At 72.1% G+C, this 19,279-nt stretch carries 19 protein-coding genes; 15 read left to right on the top strand and 4 right to left on the bottom strand.

What is annotated here, in order from left to right:
• Positions 1-43: 43 nt before the first annotated feature.
• The 4 genes from LQK93_RS19315 to LQK93_RS19300 are packed head-to-tail and all read left to right on the top strand — an operon-like array spanning position 44 to position 5,278.
• The gene (locus LQK93_RS19315; protein WP_374969380.1) at positions 44-2,743 is read left to right on the top strand and encodes a GNAT family N-acetyltransferase; all 2,700 of its coding nucleotides are present in this window, start codon (positions 44-46) and stop codon (positions 2,741-2,743) included.
• 60 nt (positions 2,744-2,803) lie between these two features.
• Positions 2,804-3,403: a DUF5998 family protein gene (locus LQK93_RS19310; RefSeq protein ID WP_374969379.1), complete on the top strand. Its 600-nt coding sequence runs from the start codon at positions 2,804-2,806 to the stop codon at positions 3,401-3,403.
• A gap of 7 nt (positions 3,404-3,410) precedes the next feature.
• Positions 3,411-4,571, top strand: a complete 1,161-nt coding sequence (locus LQK93_RS19305) for an alkaline phosphatase family protein (RefSeq protein WP_374969378.1) — start codon at positions 3,411-3,413, stop codon at positions 4,569-4,571.
• A gap of 11 nt (positions 4,572-4,582) precedes the next feature.
• The gene (locus LQK93_RS19300; protein WP_374969377.1) at positions 4,583-5,278 is read left to right on the top strand and encodes a thymidine kinase; all 696 of its coding nucleotides are present in this window, start codon (positions 4,583-4,585) and stop codon (positions 5,276-5,278) included.
• 171 nt (positions 5,279-5,449) lie between these two features.
• On the opposite strand, the gene sepH is transcribed toward LQK93_RS19300, so the two are convergent.
• On the bottom strand, positions 5,450-7,168 hold the full coding sequence (gene sepH / locus LQK93_RS19295) for a septation protein SepH (protein WP_374969376.1): 1,719 nt from the start codon (positions 7,166-7,168) through the stop codon (positions 5,450-5,452).
• A gap of 182 nt (positions 7,169-7,350) precedes the next feature.
• On the opposite strand from sepH, the gene LQK93_RS19290 reads away from it, so the two are divergent.
• From LQK93_RS19290 to LQK93_RS19280, 3 genes are all read left to right on the top strand, one after another.
• Positions 7,351-7,986, top strand: a complete 636-nt coding sequence (locus LQK93_RS19290; protein WP_374969375.1) for a trimeric intracellular cation channel family protein — start codon at positions 7,351-7,353, stop codon at positions 7,984-7,986.
• 98 nt (positions 7,987-8,084) lie between these two features.
• Positions 8,085-9,209 (top strand): ferrochelatase, encoded by a 1,125-nt coding sequence (locus LQK93_RS19285; protein ID WP_374969374.1) that lies wholly within the window; start codon positions 8,085-8,087, stop codon positions 9,207-9,209.
• A 1-nt stretch (position 9,210) separates the two neighbouring features.
• Complete coding sequence (locus LQK93_RS19280) at positions 9,211-10,101, top strand: inositol monophosphatase family protein (RefSeq protein ID WP_374969373.1); 891 nt, start codon at positions 9,211-9,213, stop codon at positions 10,099-10,101.
• Positions 10,102-10,207: 106 nt separating this feature from the next.
• Here LQK93_RS19280 and LQK93_RS19275 read toward each other — a convergent pair whose 3' ends face one another.
• Positions 10,208-10,393, bottom strand: a complete 186-nt coding sequence (locus tag LQK93_RS19275) for a hypothetical protein (protein WP_343993610.1) — start codon at positions 10,391-10,393, stop codon at positions 10,208-10,210.
• A gap of 360 nt (positions 10,394-10,753) precedes the next feature.
• On the opposite strand from LQK93_RS19275, the gene LQK93_RS19270 reads away from it, so the two are divergent.
• From LQK93_RS19270 to LQK93_RS19250, 5 genes are all read left to right on the top strand, one after another.
• A complete protein-coding gene (locus LQK93_RS19270) occupies positions 10,754-11,053 on the top strand; it encodes a DUF4193 domain-containing protein (protein WP_374969372.1) in 300 nt (99 codons plus the stop codon).
• Positions 11,054-11,106: 53 nt separating this feature from the next.
• Positions 11,107-11,628: a dUTP diphosphatase gene (gene dut / locus LQK93_RS19265; protein WP_374969371.1), complete on the top strand. Its 522-nt coding sequence runs from the start codon at positions 11,107-11,109 to the stop codon at positions 11,626-11,628.
• A 121-nt stretch (positions 11,629-11,749) separates the two neighbouring features.
• The gene (locus tag LQK93_RS19260) at positions 11,750-12,556 is read left to right on the top strand and encodes a DUF3710 domain-containing protein (protein WP_374969370.1); all 807 of its coding nucleotides are present in this window, start codon (positions 11,750-11,752) and stop codon (positions 12,554-12,556) included.
• Between the two features lie 10 nt (positions 12,557-12,566).
• Positions 12,567-13,031 (top strand): OB-fold nucleic acid binding domain-containing protein, encoded by a 465-nt coding sequence (locus tag LQK93_RS19255; RefSeq protein WP_374969369.1) that lies wholly within the window; start codon positions 12,567-12,569, stop codon positions 13,029-13,031.
• A complete protein-coding gene (locus LQK93_RS19250; protein WP_374969368.1) occupies positions 13,024-13,752 on the top strand; it encodes a DUF3159 domain-containing protein in 729 nt (242 codons plus the stop codon). Before LQK93_RS19255 ends, LQK93_RS19250 begins: the two co-directional genes overlap by 8 nt.
• A 60-nt stretch (positions 13,753-13,812) precedes the next feature.
• Here the strand turns inward: LQK93_RS19250 and LQK93_RS19245 are convergent, their stop codons facing one another.
• Positions 13,813-14,499 carry a TrkA family potassium uptake protein gene (locus tag LQK93_RS19245; RefSeq protein ID WP_343993624.1) on the bottom strand — a complete coding sequence of 229 codons (687 nt, stop codon included), beginning with the start codon at positions 14,497-14,499 and terminating at the stop codon, positions 13,813-13,815.
• 20 nt (positions 14,500-14,519) lie between these two features.
• The gene (locus LQK93_RS19240; RefSeq protein ID WP_374969367.1) at positions 14,520-15,182 is read right to left on the bottom strand and encodes a potassium channel family protein; all 663 of its coding nucleotides are present in this window, start codon (positions 15,180-15,182) and stop codon (positions 14,520-14,522) included.
• 238 nt (positions 15,183-15,420) lie between these two features.
• Here LQK93_RS19240 and LQK93_RS19235 point away from each other — a divergent pair, with 238 nt between their 5' ends.
• The 3 genes from LQK93_RS19235 (at position 15,421) to LQK93_RS19225 (ending at position 19,155) form a co-directional block, all read left to right on the top strand.
• A complete protein-coding gene (locus tag LQK93_RS19235; RefSeq protein ID WP_374971550.1) occupies positions 15,421-17,382 on the top strand; it encodes an APC family permease in 1,962 nt (653 codons plus the stop codon).
• A 17-nt stretch (positions 17,383-17,399) separates the two neighbouring features.
• Positions 17,400-18,662, top strand: coding sequence for a class I SAM-dependent RNA methyltransferase (locus LQK93_RS19230; RefSeq protein WP_374969366.1), 1,263 nt, complete (start codon positions 17,400-17,402; stop codon positions 18,660-18,662).
• 79 nt (positions 18,663-18,741) lie between these two features.
• Positions 18,742-19,155, top strand: a complete 414-nt coding sequence (locus LQK93_RS19225; protein WP_374969365.1) for an acyl-CoA thioesterase — start codon at positions 18,742-18,744, stop codon at positions 19,153-19,155.
• Positions 19,156-19,279 lie beyond the last annotated feature (124 nt).

Below are 19,279 nucleotides of genomic sequence, written 5' to 3'. Positions count from 1 at the left end.
TCACCAGCGGGGGACAGCAGCCGCGACGTGGCACGATGAGCGCATGGAGCGCGGCGAGCCGAGCGACGACACCGACGTGATCGAGCGCGTCGCCGCGCGGGCCACCGGCGCGCCCGTCGAGTGGGAGGCCGACGTCGTCCTGCGCGACGGCACGGTGGCGCACATCCGGCCCATCACGCCCGACGACGCGGACGGCATACGCCAGTTCCACAGCCGGCAGTCGGCTGAGTCGATCTACCTGCGATTCTTCGCGCCGCTCCGCGAGCTGAGCGAGCGCGACATCCACCGCTTCACCCACGTCGACCACCACGACCGCGTGGCCCTGGTCGCGACCCTCGACGGCGAGATCATCGGGATCGGCCGCTTCGACCGGATCGACCCGACCTCGGCCGAGGTCGCCTTCAACATCTCGGACCAGTACCAGGGCAAGGGCATCGGCTCGGTCATGCTCGAGCACCTGGCCGCCATCGCGCAGGAGCTGGGCATCAACCGGTTCGTCGCCGAGGTGCTGCCCCAGAACCGCAAGATGCTCACCGTCTTCAAGGAGGCGGGCTACGAGGTCAAGCACCACATCGAGGACGGCGTCGTCGAGGTCTCCTTCGACATCTCGCCGACCGAGAGGAGCAAGGCGGTCCAGCTCTCCCGCGAGCACCGCGCCGAGTCCCGGAGCATGCGCACGATCCTCTTCCCGGAGCGGGTCGCGATCATCGGCGCCAGCCGGCGCGCGGAGTCGATCGGCGCCCTGGTGATGCGCAACATCCTCGCCGCCGGCTACCAAGGCGAGCTCTACCCGATCCACCGCGAGGCCGAGCGGATCCAGGGCGTCAAGGCCTACCCGAGCATCCATGACGTCCCCGCGCCCGTGGACCTGGCGATCATCGTCGTGCCGGCGGCCCGGGCCCTCGACGTCGTCAAGGACTGCGGCAAGGCGGGAGTCAAGGCGCTGCTCGTGATGTCGGCCGGTTTCGCCGAGGCAGGGGAGGAGGGCGTGCGCCTGCAGGAGAAGCTGCGCCGGCGGGTGCGCCGGGCCGGCATGCGGGTCGTCGGTCCCAACAGCTTCGGCCTGGTCAACAACGACCCCGACGTGCGCCTCAACGCCACGCTGGCCTCGGTGATCCCGGGGCCGGGCCGGCTCGGCCTCTTCGCCCAGAGCGGCGCCCTCGGGGTCGCGGTCCTCGCCTCGGCGGCCCGGCGCGGGCTCGGCATCTCGGTCTTCGCCTCCGCGGGCAACCGCGTCGACGTCTCCGGCAACGACCTCATGCAGTACTGGATCGACGACCAGGAGACCGACACCGTCGGCCTCTACCTCGAGTCGATGGGCAACCCTCGCAAGTTCTCGCGGATCGCGCGGCACCTCGCGACGGTCAAGCCGGTCATCGTCGTCAGCTCCGGCGTGTCGAGCTTCGCGGCCCCTCCCGGGCACCGCACCCGGGTGACCAACGTGCCGCCGCAGGCGTTTCGCGCGCTGCTGCGCCAGGCGGGCGTCATCCGGGTCGAGAACGTCCACCAGCTCTTCGACGTCGCCCAGCTGACGCTCCACCAGCCGCTGCCCAAGGGCGACCGGGTGGCCATCGTCGGCAACTCCGACGCGCTCGGTGCCCTCAGCGCGAGCGCGTGCCTGAGCTGGGGGCTGAGGGTGACCCACGGTCCCGTCTCGCTGCCGCCGCAGGCGTCGGCCGAGGAGTTCGCGGCCGCCCTCGACGCCGCCTTCGCCGACGCCGACGTCGACAGCGTCGTCGCCGCCTTCATCCCGCCCCTCGTGACCCAGGACGAGGAGGTCCACGCCGCGGTGCGCGAGGTCGTCGCGCACCACGAGAAGCCTTGTGTCGCAACGTTCCTCGGTATGCGTGGGGTCGGCGACGGCCTGTCCTACGAGCAGGGCGGCGTGCGGCGGTCCGTGCCCGCGTACTCCATGCCCGAGGACGGCATCCGCGCCCTCAACGCCGTCACCCGGTATGCGTTGTGGCGCCAGCGTGACCGTGGCACCCAGGTCTCCCCGGTGGGCATCGACCGGCTGCGTGCCGAGGCACTCATCGACGCCTTCCTCGCCGACAGCCCGCAGGGGCGCGTGCTCACGCGGGACGAGGCCCGCGAGCTGCTCGGCACCTACGGCATACGCGTGTGGCCGGCTGTCGAGGTCGTCGGCGTCGACGAGGCGGTCGCCGCCGCGGACGCGCTGACCTACCCGGTCATTCTGAAGTCGACCTCCCCGGTCGTGCGCCACCAGCCGGGCCTCGTCGGCGTGCGCGGCGACCTCGTCGACGCCGAGGCCGTGCGCGACGCCCACGCATCGCTGACCCAGCGGCTGGGCCCGCTCGGCGCCGACCGGTTCGTCGTGCAGCGCATGGCCGTGCCCGGCGTCTCGTGCGTCATCCGCGCCACCGAGGACCCGCTCTTCGGCCCGGTCATCAGCTTCTCCGTGGCGGGTCCGCCCACGGAGCTGCTCGGCGATGTCGCGTACCGCGTCCCGCCGCTGACCGACGTCGACGTGACCGACCTCATCGACGGGGTGAAGGCGGCGCCGCTGCTGAACGGCCACCGCGGGTCCGCGCCGGTGCACCGGGCCGCGCTCGCCGACCTCGTGGCGCGCCTGTCGGTCATGGCCGACAACCACCCGGAGCTCGCCTCCGTGGAGCTCAACCCGGTCAACGCGTGGACGGGCGGCGTCGACGTGCTCGGCGCCGAGGTCGTCGTGCGGCCGGCACTCGTGCGGAAGGACCCGGGCCGTCGCCGCATGACGTGAGGCCGGCAGGGTTGTGGGTGGATGGCCGGTGCTCGCCCGAGCGGGTGCAAGGATAGGCGCATGCGAAGCGCCACCCCCGGCACCGGCCGGACCCTTCCCGACGACCTCACCGACGCCATCACGCGAGCCGGGTACTACCCGTCGCTGGTGTGCGACGTCGTCGAGTCGGCCGTCGCGGACGACGAGGTCGTCGCCCACCTGGTGCACCAGGAGACGACCTTCGACCACGAGACGGTGCGCCGGCACGTCACCGTCCTCGTCGTCACGCCGCTGCGTCTCGTCATCGCCCACGCCGACGACCACGCCGAGTCCGAGGACAAGCTGATGGCCACGGCGACCACCGAGACGGTGCCGCTCGCGGCCGTCCGCGGGGTCATGCTGACCCACGTCGTGGCACAGCCTGACTCCTTCACGCCCGGCACGCACGGCCGCGACCTCACGCTGACGCTCGGGTGGGGCGCCGTCAGCCGACTGGACATGATCCCGGCCCAGTGCGGCGACCCCGACTGCACCGCCGACCACGGCTTCGAGGGCACCATCGCCTCCGACGACATCTCGCTTCGCATCAGCTCCGCCGCCGACGGCGAGGACGCCGTCGGTCGCGCGATGCACTTCGCCCGGGTGCTCTCCGCGAGCATCGGCACCGGCACCGTGCGCTGACCCGACCGTGAGCACCGAGCCTGCCGACGGGACGCAGAAGCCCATCGACTGGTCCGCCGGCACGCTCGCGTCCGTCCTGCCGTCGGTCGCCGACCGGCTCGGCGTGCAGCGGTATGCCGGCCGCGACGTCTTCGGGCTGCCTGCCGCGCCGCGCACGGTCGTCGTGCTCGTCGACGGCCTCGGCTACGACCTGCTGCGCCAGCGCAGCGGCCACGCGCCGTTCCTGCGCAGCCTGCTCCCGACGGCGAGGCGGGTCCCGTGCGGGTTCCCGACGACAACGGCGACCTCGATGGGGACCTTCGGCACCGGCCTGCCTCCGGGAGCCCACGGACTGGTCGGGATGCAGGTCCTCGACCCGGCGACCGACCGGTTGCTCAACGAGCTGTCCTGGGAGGACGGGCCCGACGCGCGCGCCTGGCAGCCCAACGAGACGGTGTTCGAGGCCGCCGAGAACGACGGCGTGTCGGTGACCATGGTGGGGCCGCACTACTTCGACGGGTCCGGGCTGACCACGGCGGCGCTCCGCGGCGGCCGGTTCCGTGCCGCCCGGTCGCTCGACGACCGGGTCGATGCCGCCGTCGCCGCGGTGCGGGCGACCCGACGCTCGCTGGTCTACCTCTATTGGGGCGACGTCGACAAGGTCGGCCACGTCCACGGCTGCCAGTCCTGGCAGTGGGGCGACGAGGTCGAGGCCGTCGACGCCGAGCTGCGCCGGCTGACCGCGCGCGTGCCGGACGACACCTCCGTCGTCGTGACCGCCGACCACGGCATGACCGACGTCCCCTTCGAGGACCGCGTCGACCTGGTGGCCGAGCCGGCCCTGATGGCGGGCGTGCGCCACCTCGGCGGCGAGCCGCGCAACCTGCAGCTCTACACCGAGCCCGGTGCGGCACACGACGTCGAGACTGCGTGGGCCTCACGATTCGGCGACCGCGTCCGGGTGCTCACCCGCGAACAGGTGGTCGACGAGGGCTGGATCGGCCCCGTCCGACCGGGTGTCGAGGCACGAGTCGGCGACCTCGTCGTCGTCACGTCGGGGTCCTTCGCCGTGGTGCACTCGGGGCTGATGCGCCCCGAGGTGGTGGCCCTGCTGGGCCTGCACGGGTCCACGAGCGACGCGGAACTCGCCGTGCCAGTGGTCGTGGTGCCACCGCGCCGCGGCGCCTAGGGTGGTGCCTCGTGGCTGAGCTCGTCTTCTTCTCCGGGACCATGGACTGCGGCAAGTCGACCCTGGCCCTGCAGATGGACCACAACCACGGCGCTCGCGGCCGCGTGGGCCTCATCTTCACCAAGATGGACCGGGCCGGCACCAACGTCCTCAGCTCGCGCCTGGGCCTGTCGACCGGTGCCCTCGAGGTCCGCGACGACCTCGACTTCTGGGATGCGATCGTCGACCGCGCCACCGCCGGGACCCGCATCGACTACCTCATCTGCGACGAGGCGCAGTTCTACACGTGCGAGCAGGTGGAGCAGCTGGCCCGGATCGTCGACGAGATGGACGTCGACGTCTTCGCCTTCGGCATCACGGCCGACTTCCGCACCGAGCTGTTCCCCGGTAGCAAGCGGCTCATCGAGCTCGCCGACAAAGTCCAGGTGCTCCAGGTCGAGGCCCTGTGCTGGTGCGGCCGACGCGCCACCACGAACGCGCGCGTCATGGACGGGCTCATGGTGGTCGAGGGCGAGCAGGTCGTGGTCGGTGACACCAACCCGGGCAGCTCGGGCCTCGTCGAGTACGAGGTGCTGTGCCGCCGCCACTACATGCGCCGGATGACCTCACACGCCGCGCGCGCCGCCGCCGTCTCGCCGGAGGTCCTGCCCTTCGACCTCGACGTCTGCCCCGTCCCGCCGCCGCTCCCGATCACCCAGGCGGACTGAGGCGGCCTCGGCGCCTGCCCTGCCGGGCGCCTGACCGCAACGATCCCGCCACGGCGGGATCGCTGCGCTCGACTCGACCCTCGGACCGCAACCATCCCGCCACGGTCGAGCGAGCGCACGGAGAGCCCCGGCACGGGCGCGTATGCCGCTTGGCCGGGTTCCGGCCCGGGCTCAGTCGTTCTTGCGGCCGAACATGATGTCGTCCCAGCTCGGCACGCTGGGGCGGCCGGACTTGCGAGCCGGAGGAGCGGGGCGGGGTGCCGGCTTCGGCGCCGAGGCGGACGGACGCTGCTCGACCACGTCGTAGCCCTCGTCGTCCCGGTCGTGGCGTCCGCCACGCGCGCTGCCGCGCTCCTCCGTCGCGCCGTCCCTCCTGGGGGTGCTCTGCGTGCCGCGGCCTCCTCGGTCCGCAGCCCTGCGCCTCTCGTCGCCCTCGCGCAACCGGGGCGACGGTCGTGACCCGTCGCGGCGACGCGCGGCCGGCCGCAGTGGCTGCTCAGGGGCGACCCGCTCCTGGGGGGCGTCCGGCACATCGGAGTCCTCGGAACCATCCGCGTCCACGGGTCGCTCGGCCTCGTCAGCCTCGGCGGAGTCCGCGGGCTCGAGCTCGTGAGAGGCCTGGGGCTCGAAGTCCTCGGGCTGCTCGGGTTCCTTCGCGTCCCCGGTCTCCTCGCGGTCTGCGGAACCGTCGGACGGCCTGGCGAAGCGGGTCTCCCCGATGGTGCTCGTCGCCCCGAGGTCCGAAGGGGCGTCGTCAGAGGTCTCGAGAGTGTCGTCGACGGTGCTGGCGACGGTGTTGGCGACACCCGCGACGCCGTCCGTGTCGGCCTCGCCCGCGGGGCGTACGCCGTCGTCGGTGGTCCGGCCGGTCGGCTCGTCGCCTGCAGCCTCCGGCGGCACGGTGCGCGCCTGGCGCACCGGCTGGGTGGGCTCGGTGCGGCGCGCCTGGCGCCGTGCCGCGTCGGCGCCGACGCGGTCGGCCATCGACCCGGTCTTGATGACCTCGGGGTCGTCCTCCGGGTGCGTGTGGGCGGGCGGCGGGAGCTCGTCGCGGGGGTCGCGCGCGAGCTCCTCCAGCGGCAGGGCCTCCTCAGGCGCCTCGTCGAGCCCGGGCACCTCGGCCGACTTCGGCCGACGCCGACGCCCGCGCTGGGAGCTGCGCTCGCGGATGGCGGCCATGAGGTCGACGGTCTCGCCCTCGCGCCGTCGCGTCGCGGAGGCCCCGACGCCACCCTCGGCCTCGACGTCGTAGACGCGGCTGGGACGGGTGGACGCCGTCAGGTGCGGTGCCGGGATGGGGCCGGGCGCCTGCTGGTCCTCGTCCTCGCTGAGCCACCGCGCCTCGTCGTCGACGGGGGAGACGGTGCGGGCCAGCGGGTCGAACTGCCACAGCGCCTCTCGCCGGCGGCCGCCGGCGTTGAAGAGCAGCACGACCGTCCAGGCGCCCTTGTCGGTGCGGCGCGAGTCCCACCGGGCGCTGCCCGCGTCGATCTCACGGGCGCGCAGGCGCTCGGTCACCCTGGTGTCCAGGGTGGGGGCCGTCCCGTGCGAACCGCCGCGGGGACGGAGCCTGACCTGACGGGCCAGGCCCGCCACGTGCTCGCGCTCGGCGAGGATCGGTCCCTCGTAGCGGTGGACCTTCTCGACCGTCCACCCGGCCCGGTCGGCGACGTCCTCGGCCGTCATACCGGCGCGGATCATGGCCTGGACGTCCTTGGGACGCAGGCCACCGGACGTCTCGATCTGGAGCTGCCCGAGCCGCGGGCGGTCGCGACGCGCCGCCGCGCGCAGCGCGTCGTCGAGGGGGAGCGAGTAGCGGCTGCCCTCGTCGTCGGCCAGCAGCAGGTGCAGTCCGTCCTCGTGGACGCCGACGAGCCTGAGGTGCTGCATGCGTGGGTCTCCCGGTGGCGAGTCTGCGGGTCGTGCCGTACTGGTTGGTGCGTGTTCACGCGGGCACGAGGCCCTGCGATCCCGGTGGAGGGAGGTGGGTCCGGTGTGCGTGCAGTCGAGCATGCCACCGGCCGGGGCACGCACCCAAGCGACCACGCCGCACGGGTAGCGTTTGCCCTGGCATGCCTACCTCCTTCCCGTCCGCGCAGCTCGCCCTCGACATCGTCGGCGTGTTCGTCTTCGCGCTGTCCGGTGGGCTGGTCGCCGTCAAGAAGCGCTTCGACCTGTTCGGGGTCCTCGTCCTGGCCTGTGCGGCTGCACTCGGTGGCGGCATCCTGCGCGATCTGCTGATCGGTGACGTGCCACCCGTTGGCATCAGCGACTGGCGCCTGCTCGCCGCGGCCGCCCTGGGCGGGCTCGTCACCTTCGTCTACCACCCCGGCGTCGAGCGGATCACCCGCTTCGTGCGGGTCCTCGACGCGGCCGGCCTCGGCGCCTTCGCCGTCGCCGGCAGCCTCAAGGCGGTGACCACGCACGGTGTGTCCCCGATCGCCGCCGTCTTGGTCGGCGTCATCACCGCGGTCGGTGGCGGTGTCGTCCGTGATCTCCTTGCGGGCCAGGTCCCCGAGGTTCTGCGCCGCGAGCTGTACGCCGTGCCCGCCATGCTGGGCGCGGCCCTCGTCGTCGTCGCCGCCCAGCTCGGCTCCCTGCAGGACTGGGTGCTGTGGACCGCCGCGGGCCTCGTCTTCGCGCTGCGCCTGCTCGCGGTGCGCCTCGACCTCAACGCCCCGACTCCCTTGCGCTCCAGCGCGACGTGACACCGGCCCCAGCCAGATTCCGGCACCCGATCGTGTCCCACCCCAGGCCATCCACCGAGTCCACCGAGTCCACCGAGTCCATCCACCGAGGCAGAGACATGACACCTGAAGCAGCTTCGACCTCCCAGCCGTCGCCGTCCGCACTCGCGCCCTACGACGCCGTGCTGCTCCTCGGCTTCGGCGGTCCCGAGGGCCCCGAGGAGGTCATGCCTTTCCTGCGCCGGGTGACCGCGGGCCGCGGCATCCCGGACGAGCGCCTCGAGGCGGTCGGGGAGCACTACCACCACTTCGGCGGACGAAGCCCCATCAACGACCAGAACCGGGCGCTCATCGCGGCACTGCGCGCCGAGCTCGACTCGCGGGACATCGACACCCCGATCGTGTGGGGCAACCGCAACAGCGAGCCTTTCATCGACGAGGCGCTGCGCGAGAGCCACGCCGCCGGCCACCGCCGTCTGGTCGCGCTCACGACGAGCGCCTACTCGTCGTACTCCTCCTGCCGGCAGTACCGCGAGAACCTGGCCGACGCCGTCGCGACGGTCGCCGAGGACGGCATCGCGGTCGAGATCGACAAGGTGGCGCAGTACGCCCCGCGCCCCGGCTTCGCCGAGGCGAACCTCGGCGAGCTCGTGCGCGCCCTCCGGGCGCTCGACGGGGCACCGGACGAGGATCTCGCGCTGCTCTTCGTCACCCACTCGATCCCGGACGCCATGGACGACACGTCGGGCCCGGGCGACGGTGACGGCAACCTCTACCAGCGCCAGCACCTCGCGCTGGCCGCGCGCCTGACGCAGGAGGCCAACCGCATCCTGGGCCGCGACCTCACCGGCGAGCTCGTCTTCTGCTCCCGCTCGGGCCCGCCCAGCCAGCCGTGGCTCGAGCCGGACGTCAACGACCGCATGCGCGAGCTCGCGGCAGCCGGCACACGGACGGTGGTGACAGCGCCCATCGGGTTCGTCAGCGACCACATGGAGGTCGTCTACGACCTCGACACGGAGGCCCAGGAGACGGCGGACGAGCTCGGGCTCACGCACGTGCGCGTGCCCACCGTCGGCACCGACCCCGGCTTCGTGCGCGACCTCGTCGACGCACTTCTCGAGCGGGCGGCCGAGGCGCGGGGGGAGACGGTGCCGCAGTTCGAGGGTCGGATGCCCTCGGTGTGCGCGCCGGGCTGCTGCCCCAACCTGCGCCAGGCGCGTCCGGCTCTCTGCGGGAGGGACTGAGATGGCGGAATCCCGGGCCGTCCCCGCACTCCCCGACGGAGTCACCGTCGCCGAGCTCGAGCGGCTCTGCGTCACCTTCGCCACCGAGGCTGCCGGCTTCGTCCGTGACGAGCGTCCGCCGAAGGTGGGCGTCTCGGCGACGAAGTCGAGCGAGACCGACGTCGTCACGGTCATGGACCGCCGGTCCGAGGAGCTGCTGCACGCCCTGATCCAGCAGTCGCGTCCCGACGACGGCATCCTCGGCGAGGAGGGCGCCGACGTGGCCGGCACATCCGGCCTCACCTGGGTCATCGACCCCATCGACGGCACCGTCAACTACCTCTACGAGATCCCCGCGTATGCCGTGTCCGTCGCGGTCGTCGCCGGCGATCCCCACACGCACGGGGCCTGGTTCCCGGTGGCGGGTGCCGTCGCCGACCCGTCGCTGCGGCTGGTGCACCACGCAGGGCGGGGGACCGGCGCGTGGACCACGCCCGAGGACCCCTCAGGCGGCGTCGCCCCGGCGCGGCTGGCGGTCTCGGGGGAGGACCGACTGGCGCGCACCCTGCTGGCCACCGGCTTCGGCTACGCCTCCGAGGTGCGGGCGAGGCAGGCGGAGGTCATGCTGCGGGTCCTGCCCCTCGTACGCGACATCCGGCGCATCGGCAGTGCCGCCCTCGACCTCGTCCGCGTGGCCGACGGATCCGTCGACGCGTATGCCGAGTCGGGACTCAACGCCTGGGACCTCGCGGCCGGCTGGCTGATCGTCGAGGAGGCCGGCGGTGTGGTCGTGGGGGAGCGCCGCGACGGCCCGCCCGGCACGATGCTCACCGTCGCGGCAGGGCACGCCCTGGTGGAGCAGGTCCGCACCCTGTTCGTGCCAGGGGCCGACGCCGCACCCGAACCGGACTGACCGGTCCGCCGACCCAGCAAGGAGCGCCCCACGCGGCCGTAGCGGGTGGGGCGCTCCTCGTGGAAGGGGTGCGGACGGCATACGGCCGCCAGCGGGAGAGACGAGCTCAGGCGGCCTCGAAGCGCGCCAGCTCCGGAACGCGGACACCGTTCTCGGCCGCGAGCCGTGCGTACGACTCCAGCTCGCCGGTGCACACCTGCACGCGGTAGTCATCACCGGCCTGCCGGGCGTCAGCGAGGTCGCCCAGCGCGTCGTTGACGCGTTGCCTGATCTGGTCGACGAACTCGGTCATGGTGCCACCTCCGGGCCTGGGGTTGTCGATCGGTCGGGTCCGCAGACCCTATCGCGCCTTCAGACCACCAATGTGCACGCCCGATGGTCGAGGGAGGGCAAAGCGCCGGTGTGCGCTTGGCCTGAAAAGGGTAGGAGTGGTGCGCGGCGTCCCGCAGCAGTCTCAGGCCTCGGCTCCGGCAAGGTGACAACGGCTCGGGGATCAGGCACCATACGCGCACCCGGACAACATCCGGACCCCTCCGAACGCCCTCGGCTGCGCGGCTCTCCCGGGGAATTCCCTTGGGAACAAGCACGAGGCCATGAGCGTTCACCGCGTCACAGGCCGCAGGCGCATCACGAGTAGAAGCGAGACAACGAGATGGCAACCGATTACGACGCGCCACGCAAGACAGACGACGACCTGAGCGAGGACTCGATCGAGGAGCTCAAGTCCCGTCGGGTCGACAAGAGCTCATCGAGCGTGGATGTCGACGAGACAGAGCAGGCCGAGGGCTTCGAGCTCCCGGGTGCCGACCTCTCCGGTGAGGAGCTGTCGGTCCGGGTCCTGCCCAAGCAGGCCGACGAGTTCACGTGTGGACGGTGTTTCCTCGTCCACCACCGCAGCCAGCTCGCCAAGGAGAGCAACGGCGTGATGATCTGCACGGAGTGCGCGGCCTGAGCGCACCCCAGTCGCGCCACCGGCAGGTTCAGGAGCAAGTAGGGTCGGTCCTCGTGACCGACCCTTGTGCTGTCCTGGTGCGCCGGGTCGACCCGGACCTGCCGCCGCCGGCCTACGCCCACCCCGGCGACGCCGGCGCCGACCTCTGCGCTCGTGTCGACGTGACCCTCCAGCCCGGCGAGCGCGCCCTCGTCCCGACGGGGGTGGCGCTGGCCCTGCCGCCGGGGCACGCCGGCTTCGTCCACCCGCGGTCCGGTCTGGCCGCGCGGCACGGGATCTCCGTCGTCAATGCGCCTGGCACCGTCGACGAGGGCTACCGCGGTGAGATCCTCGTCAACCTCATCAACCTGGACCCGCGGGAGCCGTTCGAGGTCAGACGCGGCGACCGCATCGCCCAGCTCGTCGTCCAGCGCGTCGAGAGGGTGGAGTTCATCGAGGTGGACTCGCTCGACGAGACCAGTCGGGGTGACACTGGACATGGATCGACCGGCGGCTTCGGTGGTGCCTCGCTCGGTGCCTCATCCGGAGCCTCACTCGGTGCCCCACGTGGTGCCGCCTCGCCGACGCCGGGTTAGACGACCGGCGTGGCGTGATCATCGGATACGGTTCGCCGGGCGCTGGCTCAGCGGCACGACGACCACTTCTCCGGTCGGGCGAGATGCCCATCGGGCCGCAGGACTCAAAGGACGGATTGACGTGGGATTCTTCAACCGGGGCAAGTCGAAGGACGACCGCCCGGACACCGGTGCCGTGGACGTGGAGCGCGCTGACGACGTCGTGGACGACGCGGTCGCGGCGGACGACGCGGTCGGCGCCGTGGACCTGGACGCGGACGACACCGCTCTCGGCGGTCGCCGGAGTGGCGGACCGCTCGATCGTGCCGAGGTCGCGGACGACCGCGACTACCTCAACCTCGGCGCCATCTGGCTGCGCGGCCAGCAGGGCATGGAGCTGCGACTCGAGGTCAACGAGCAGGAGCAGCAGATCACCGGTGTGACGGCGGTCCTCGGCGAGTCCGCCGTGCAGCTGCAGGCCTTCGCCGCCCCCCGCACCGAGGGCGTGTGGGTCGACATCCGCAACGAGATCGCCGCGAGCATCGTCGACGCCGGCGGCACCGCAGAGGTCCTCACCGGCGAGTTCGGCGAGGAGCTGCTGACGCGGATGCCGCAGGCCGGCCCCGACGGACGCACCGTCTTCATGCCGGCCCGGTTCGTCGGTGTCGACGGTCCTCGCTGGTTCCTGCGCGCGGTCGTCTCGGGTCGAGCCGCCATCGAGGCGGCGGCCGCCCAGGCGGTCCACGAGGTCATCCGCACGACCGTGATCGACCGGGGCGACGAGGCAATGCCGCCGCGTGAGCTGCTGCCGCTGCGGCTGCCGGACGCCGAGCCCAGCGGTGAGGTCGAGGGCGTCGGCGACGCCGAGGGCGCAGAGCAGGCGGGACGGCCCGGGGTCGATGACCTGAAGCCCTTCGAGCGCGGACCCGAGATCACAGAGGTCCGATGATGACCGTGCCGTGCCGCGCGAGGGGGAGCGAGGAGGGGCCCTCGTCGACCCCCGCAGGCCGACCGGACGGGGCGCCCCGGTGACCACCGGGCACCCCGGCGCCCTGCGCCGGCTCACCGAGCGGCTGACGCGCTCCTCCCACGACCTCGAGGCAGCCGAGCTGCGTCGCGAGTCGTCCGACCTGCTCGGCGTGGTCCACATCGGCGACGCACGGCTGCGCGCCAAGGTCACCATCTGCGGCGAGGTCCGCTCGGTGACCCTGCGTCCCCGCGAGGAGACCCCGGCCCTGGACGTCGAGGTGTGGGACGGCACCGAGTCGCTGCACCTCGTGTGGCTCGGCCGACGGCGTATCGCCGGCATCGTCCCGGGGATCAAGGTGCGGGCCACCGGCCGCATCACCGTCCAGCGCAAGCTGAGGACGATGTTCAACCCCGCCTACGAGATCGTCGGCAGGGCCGGTCAGGCCCATGGCTGAGTCTCCCGGCGACATGGCCCTGTCCGAACCCGACGACGGCGACGGGGTCGCCCGCTCCGAGGCCGACCTGCGCCGCTACGACTTCGTCGAGGAGCTGCTCCGCGACAAGCTGTCCGAGGCGCTCGGCGGCTGGCGCGGGGCGGTCGAGTCGGCTGTCCCGACGCTGGCCTTCGCGCTCGTCTGGGCGGGGACCCAGAACCTGCGCGCCGCCGTCGCGGTCGCCGGTGCCTGTGTGGCCGTGCTGCTGCTCGTCCGACTGGTCCAGCGACAGAGCCCCCGCTTCATCGCGTATGCCGCTGCGGGGGTGGGCATCTCGGCGTTCTTCGCGCTGCGGTCGGGTCGCGCCGAGGACGCCTTCCTGCCGGGGATGCTGCAGAACGCCGGGTTGCTCGTGCTCCTGCTGGTCACGAACCTCGCCCGCTGGCCGCTCTTCGGTTTCGTGGTGGGGGTGGCCGAGCCCGAGGCGTTCGCCGAGAACCCGACGTGGTGGCGCCGGCACTCGGGCATCGTGATGGTCGCGGCGCGGCTCGCCTGGGTGCTGATCGCCCTCAACGTCGTGCGGCTGGCGGTCATGGTCCCGCTCTACCTCGCCGAGCAGGTGGCGGCCCTCGGCGTCGCCAAGGTCGTCCTGGGCTGGCCGGCGTACCTCGTGGCGGTCAGCGCGATGGGCGCGATCCTGCTCCGTGGCCGCACCCCGATCGACCCCAACCGCCTCGCCTGAGGCTCCCCGTCGCCCAGCGCCGTGCCGGCTGAGCCGGGGCTCGGTCCGCGCGGGGTACGGTCAGCCCTCGGCGACCGCGTGGTGGCGCTCGTCGGGAGCGACCAGCTCCTGCAGCCGGTCCTCCTGCTCGGTCGTCGTGATGAAGAGCAGCTCGTCGCCGGCCTCCATCGCGTCGTCCGTCGTGGGGGCGAGCGGCCGCTCCTCGCGGATGATGGCGACGAGCACCGTGTCGGTGGGCCACTCGACGTCCCCGACCCGGCGTCCCGCGAAGGGGCTGCCCTCGGGGAGCGTGATCTCGACCATCGAGGCACGGCCCTGCTGGAACTCGAAGATGCGCACGAGGTCGCCGATGCTCACGGCCTCCTCGATGAGGGCGGTCATCAGCCGCGGCGTGGACACGGCGACGTCAACGCCCCAGGACTCGTCGAACATCCACTCGTTCTTGGGGTTGTTGACCCGCGCGACGGTGCGCGGCACCCCGAACTCGGTCTTGGCCAGCAGCGACAGGACGAGGTTGGCCTTGTCGTCGCCGGTGGCGGCGACGCAGACGTCGGACTCCTCGAGCCGGGCCTCCTCGAGGGCGGCCAGCTCGCAGGCGTCGGCGAGCAGCCAGGAGGCCTCCGGCACCCGGGACGCCTGGACGTCGTCGGCGTCCTTGTCGATGAGCAGCACCTGGTGTCCGTTGCCGAGCAGCTCACGGGCGATGGAGCGGCCGACGCTTCCGGCTCCGGCGATGACGACGCGCATGGTTCTCTCCTGGATGCCGGTCAGTGGGGGGCCGGGGCCTGGTCAAGGAGCCGCTCGACACGGGCGAGGTCGTCACGCAGGACGGCCAGGTGCACGAGGTCGCCCTGCTGGACGACCATGTCGGGGCGGGGCAGGGTGCCCTCGCCGAGCCGGGTCACGTAGGCGACCCGTGCGCCGGTCTGCTCCTCGACATCCGTGAGGTGCCGGCCGACCCACGGCTCGGCGAGCGGCACCTCGGCGATGACGATCTTGCCGCTGGGATCGGTCAGCTCGGGCACGGCGCCCTGGGGCAGCAGCCGCTGGATCATCTGGTCGGCGGTCCAGCGGACGGTGGCGACCGTGGGGATGCCGAGACGCTGGTAGACCATGGCGCGCTGTGGGTCGTAGATGCGGGCGGCGACGTGCTCGACCCCGAACGTCTCCCGGGCCACTCGGGCGGCCAGGATGTTGGAGTTGTCACCGCTGCTCACGGCGGCGAACGCGTACGCGTCCCGGATGCCGGCGGCGATGAGCGTGTCGCGGTCGAAGCCGATGCCGGTGACCGTCTGGCCCTCGAAGGAGGTGCCGAGGCGGCGGAAGGCCGACGCGTCGGAGTCGATGACCGCGACGTCGTGACCGGCGCGGCCGAGGGTGCGGGCGAGCGTCGAGCCGACGCGGCCGCAGCCCATGATGACGAAGTGCACGGACGCGACGCTACACCGTGGGGCGCCTGCCGACCGTGCGGCCCACGGGCAGTGACAAAGGGGGCGGACGGCATACGCTCAGTGCTCGGCCGACTGGCTCCGTGTCGGACCCGGGGGACCCCTGGCGTCCGGTGTGCCGGCGCTCGGGAGCCGGTCTGTGGGCCTGCAGGATCCGTCATACAGTGTCGTCGTGCCCGGTACCGGTTCGCTGTTCAAGCGGCTCCTCCTCGGTCGCGCCATGCGCAGCGACAAGCTCGGTGAGACGCTCCTGCCCAAGCGGCTCGCCCTGCCCATCTTCGCCAGCGACGCGCTGTCGTCGGTGGCGTACGCGCCCGACGAGATCCTGCTCATGCTCGGTCTCGCCGGTGGCGCGTTCGTCGCGACGCACAGCTGGCAGGTCACCGTGGCCGTCGTGCTCGTCATGGTCGTCGTCGTCGCGTCGTACCGCCAGAACGTGCACGCCTACCCCTCCGGTGGCGGTGACTACGAGGTCGCGACGGTGAACCTCGGGCCCAAGGCCGGGCTGACCGTCGCGAGCGCCCTGCTCGTCGACTACGTCCTCACGGTCGCGGTCTCGATCTCGTCCGGCGTGCAGAACGCCGCCACGGTCCTGGGCTTCGTCCGCGGCCACGAGGTCATCGTCGCCGTGGCGCTGATCGCCTTCCTCACCGCCATGAACCTGCGTGGCGTGCGCGAGTCCGGCAAGGCCTTCGCCGTCCCCGTCTACGCGTTCATGGTCGCGATCATCGGGATGGGCCTCTACGGCTTCATCCAGCACTTCACGGGAACGCTTAGTCCCGCTGAGAGCGCTTCGCTCACCCTCGAGCCCCAGGAGGGCCAGGGCGTGACGGGGCTCGCCGCGGCCTTCCTGCTGCTCCGGGCCTTCTCGTCCGGCTGTGCGGCGCTCACGGGTGTCGAGGCCATCTCCAACGGAGTGCCGGCCTTCAAGAAGCCCAAGAGCGACAACGCGGCGGCGACGCTGCTGCTCATGGGCACCATCTCGGTCTGCATGCTCGGGTCGATCATCGCCCTCAGCCAGTGGACCGGGATCAAGATCGCCAACGACCCCGCGACACAGCTGCTCCGCAACGGGCAGCCGGTCGGCGACAGCTACGTCCAGCACACGGTCATCGGCCAGCTCGCCAACGCCGTGTTCGCGAGCTTCCCGGCGGGCGTCGTCTTCGTCTCCATCGTGACCGGCCTGATCCTGGTCCTCGCGGCCAACACCGCCTTCAACGGCTTCCCGGTGCTCGGCTCGATCCTCGCCCGCGACGGCTACCTCCCGCGCCAGCTGCACACGCGCGGCGACCGGCTGGCCTTCAGCAACGGCATCCTCATCCTCTCGAGCGCCGCGATCGTGCTCGTCATCGTCTTCAAGGCCGAGGTCACGGCGCTGATCCAGCTCTACATCGTCGGCGTGTTCGTCTCGTTCACGACCTCGCAGATCGGCATGGTGCGGCACTGGACCCGCCACCTCCGGCTCGAGCGTGACCCCAAGGAGCGGGCCCGCATGCAGCGCTCCCGGGTCATCAACGCCGTGGGCGCCGCGATGTCGGCCATCGTCCTGGTGGTCGTGCTGCTGACGAAGTTCCAGGCGGGCGCGAAGTACGCGATCCTGGCGATGATCGTGCTCTTCGTGCTCATGCTCGGCATCAAGAAGCACTACGCCCGCGTGCGGGACGAGCTCGAGATCGACTGGAGCATCGAGCGGCCGATGCTGCCGAGCCACGTGCACGCGATCGTCTGCATCTCGAAGGTGCACAAGCCGACGATGCGCGCCCTTGCCTACGCCCGGGCGAGCCGCCCGTCGTACCTCGAGGCCGTCACCGTCGACGTCGACCCGGACGAGACCCAGGCGCTGCTCGACGAGTGGGACAGGCACGAGATCCCCGTGCCGCTGAAGGTCCTGGCCTCGCCGTACCGCCAGATCACCAAGCCGATCCTCGACTACGTGCGCTCCATCCGCAGCGGCAACCCCCGCGACATCGTCACCGTCTACCTGCCCGAGTACGTCCTGGGGAAGTGGTGGGAGCAGCTCCTGCACAACCAGAGCGCCCTGCGCCTGAAGGCCAGGCTGCTCTTCACGCCCGGTGTCATGGTGGTCAGCGTCCCGTGGCAGCTCCAGTCGTCCGAGGGCGCCGAGCGGGACTGGATCGACGAGCCGCCGGTCAGCGGCTCGGTGCGCGGCGGCGCGCTGTGAGCGCCGATGAGTGCCCGATGAGTGCCAGGCGGACGCGTGAGCGTGCCGAGCGCGGACCGTCCCTCGTCGGGGAGGAGTGGACCGTCGACGTCGGGCCGGTGGCCCACGGCGGCCACTGCGTGGCCCGGCACGAGGGGCAGGTCGTCTTCGTGCGGCACACCCTGCCGGGGGAGCGGGTCGTCGCTCGCGTCACCGAGGGCCGCGTCGGCGACAGCTTCGTCCGCGCCGACGCCGTCCAGATCCTCGAGGCCGCTCCCGGCCGCGTCGAGGCACCGTGCCGGTATGCCGGCCCCGGCCTCTGCGGGGGCTGCGACTTCCAGCACGCCTCCCTCGACACCCAGCGCTCGCTCAAGGGCGCCGTCGTGCGGGAGCAGTTCGCACGCATCGCCGGCCTCGACGTCGAGGTGAAGGTGCGTCCCGTCCCGGGCGACCAGGAGGGCCTGCGGTGGCGCACCCGCGTCGAGTTCGCGGTGGACGGCTCCGGGCGGGCGGGACTGCGCAAGCACCGGTCGCGCGAGATCCTGCCCGTCGACACCTGCCTCATCGCGACGCAGGCAGTCCTGGACTCCGGTGTGCTCGACACCGAGTGGCCCGGCGTCGAGGCGGTGGACGTCATCGACGCAGCCCACCCCGATGAGCCGGTGCTCGTCCCGCTGCCGATGCCCGAGGGGTCCGACGCCGGCGGCGGCCTGGTCGGTGAGCTGGTCCGCGACGGGGACTGGGAGGGCGAGTACGTCGTCGCCGCTCGCGGCTTCTGGCAGGTGCACCCCGGTGCCGCCTCGACGTTCCTCTCGCGGGTGGTGGCGCTGCTCGGCGCCCGGCCGGGCGACCGGGTGGTCGACCTCTATGCGGGCTCGGGGCTGTTTGCCATGCGCCTCGGTGAGCTCGTGGCTCCCGACGGGTTCGTCCTGGGGGTCGAGGGCGACCGGCGTGCCGTCGACAACGGCGCCCACAACACCGAGCACCTCGACAACGTCGAGTGGCGTGCCAACCGCGTGGACCGTGAGCTGCGCTCGCTCGTGAGCCAGGGGGTGACCGCAGACCTGGCGGTCCTCGACCCGCCGCGGACCGGAGCGGGCAAGGACGTCATGGGCCTCCTCGCGTCGATGGCTCCCCGGCGGGTCGTCTACGTCGCCTGCGACCCGGCGGCGCTCGCCCGCGACGTCAAGGCCGCTGCGGCGCACGGGTACTCGCTCGCGTCCTTGGAGGCCTGGGACGCCTTCCCCATGACGCACCACGTGGAGTGCATCGCCGTGCTCGAGCCGACAGATGCGAGCTGAGCGCGGTGGTCGGCAGGAGCGGAAGGAGCGGAAGGGGCGGCGCGAAGGGGCGCTCGGCCGTCACGAGAGCATGGGCACCATGCCCTTCAGCTATCCCGTCGCCGTCAAGTTCTCCGAGATCGACCTGGCCGGGGTGGTCTTCAACTCGCACTACCTGACGTGGTGCGAGGACGCGAAGATGGCCTTTCTCGACGACGTGGGTTTCGGGCCCTACTGGTTCGCCGAGCACGGTCGTCTCGCACTGGTGCGTCACGCCGAGATCGACTGGACGGCGAGCCTGAAGCCGCTGGACCACGCCGACATCCGGGTTGTCGTCGAGCGCATCGGCACATCGTCGTTCACCCTGCGCCATGAGATCTGGCGTCGCGGTGAGGCGCCCCTGCTGACGGCGACGTGCGTCATCACCTACGTGTGGTTCGACACGGCTGCGGGAGCCAAGGCTGCCCTCGACCACGACTTCCGGGAGGGGCTCGAGTCGGCCCGCGTCGCGTGAGCGCTCCCGCGGCACCCCGAGACAGGTGGGCGGGACCGCGGAACGATTGGCGGGTAGGGGTCCACTGACAAGAACTGACCCTTGTGGTTAGATATCTTGACGTCAAGATAAATGGCGCAGCGTG

Origin of the sequence: Terrabacter sp. BE26, from assembly GCF_041941675.1 — a bacterium.
GTDB lineage: Bacteria > Actinomycetota > Actinomycetes > Actinomycetales > Dermatophilaceae > Terrabacter.
The sequence above is the reverse complement of the archived record's forward strand: the minus strand, read 5'-3'. Positions and strand labels throughout refer to the sequence as shown.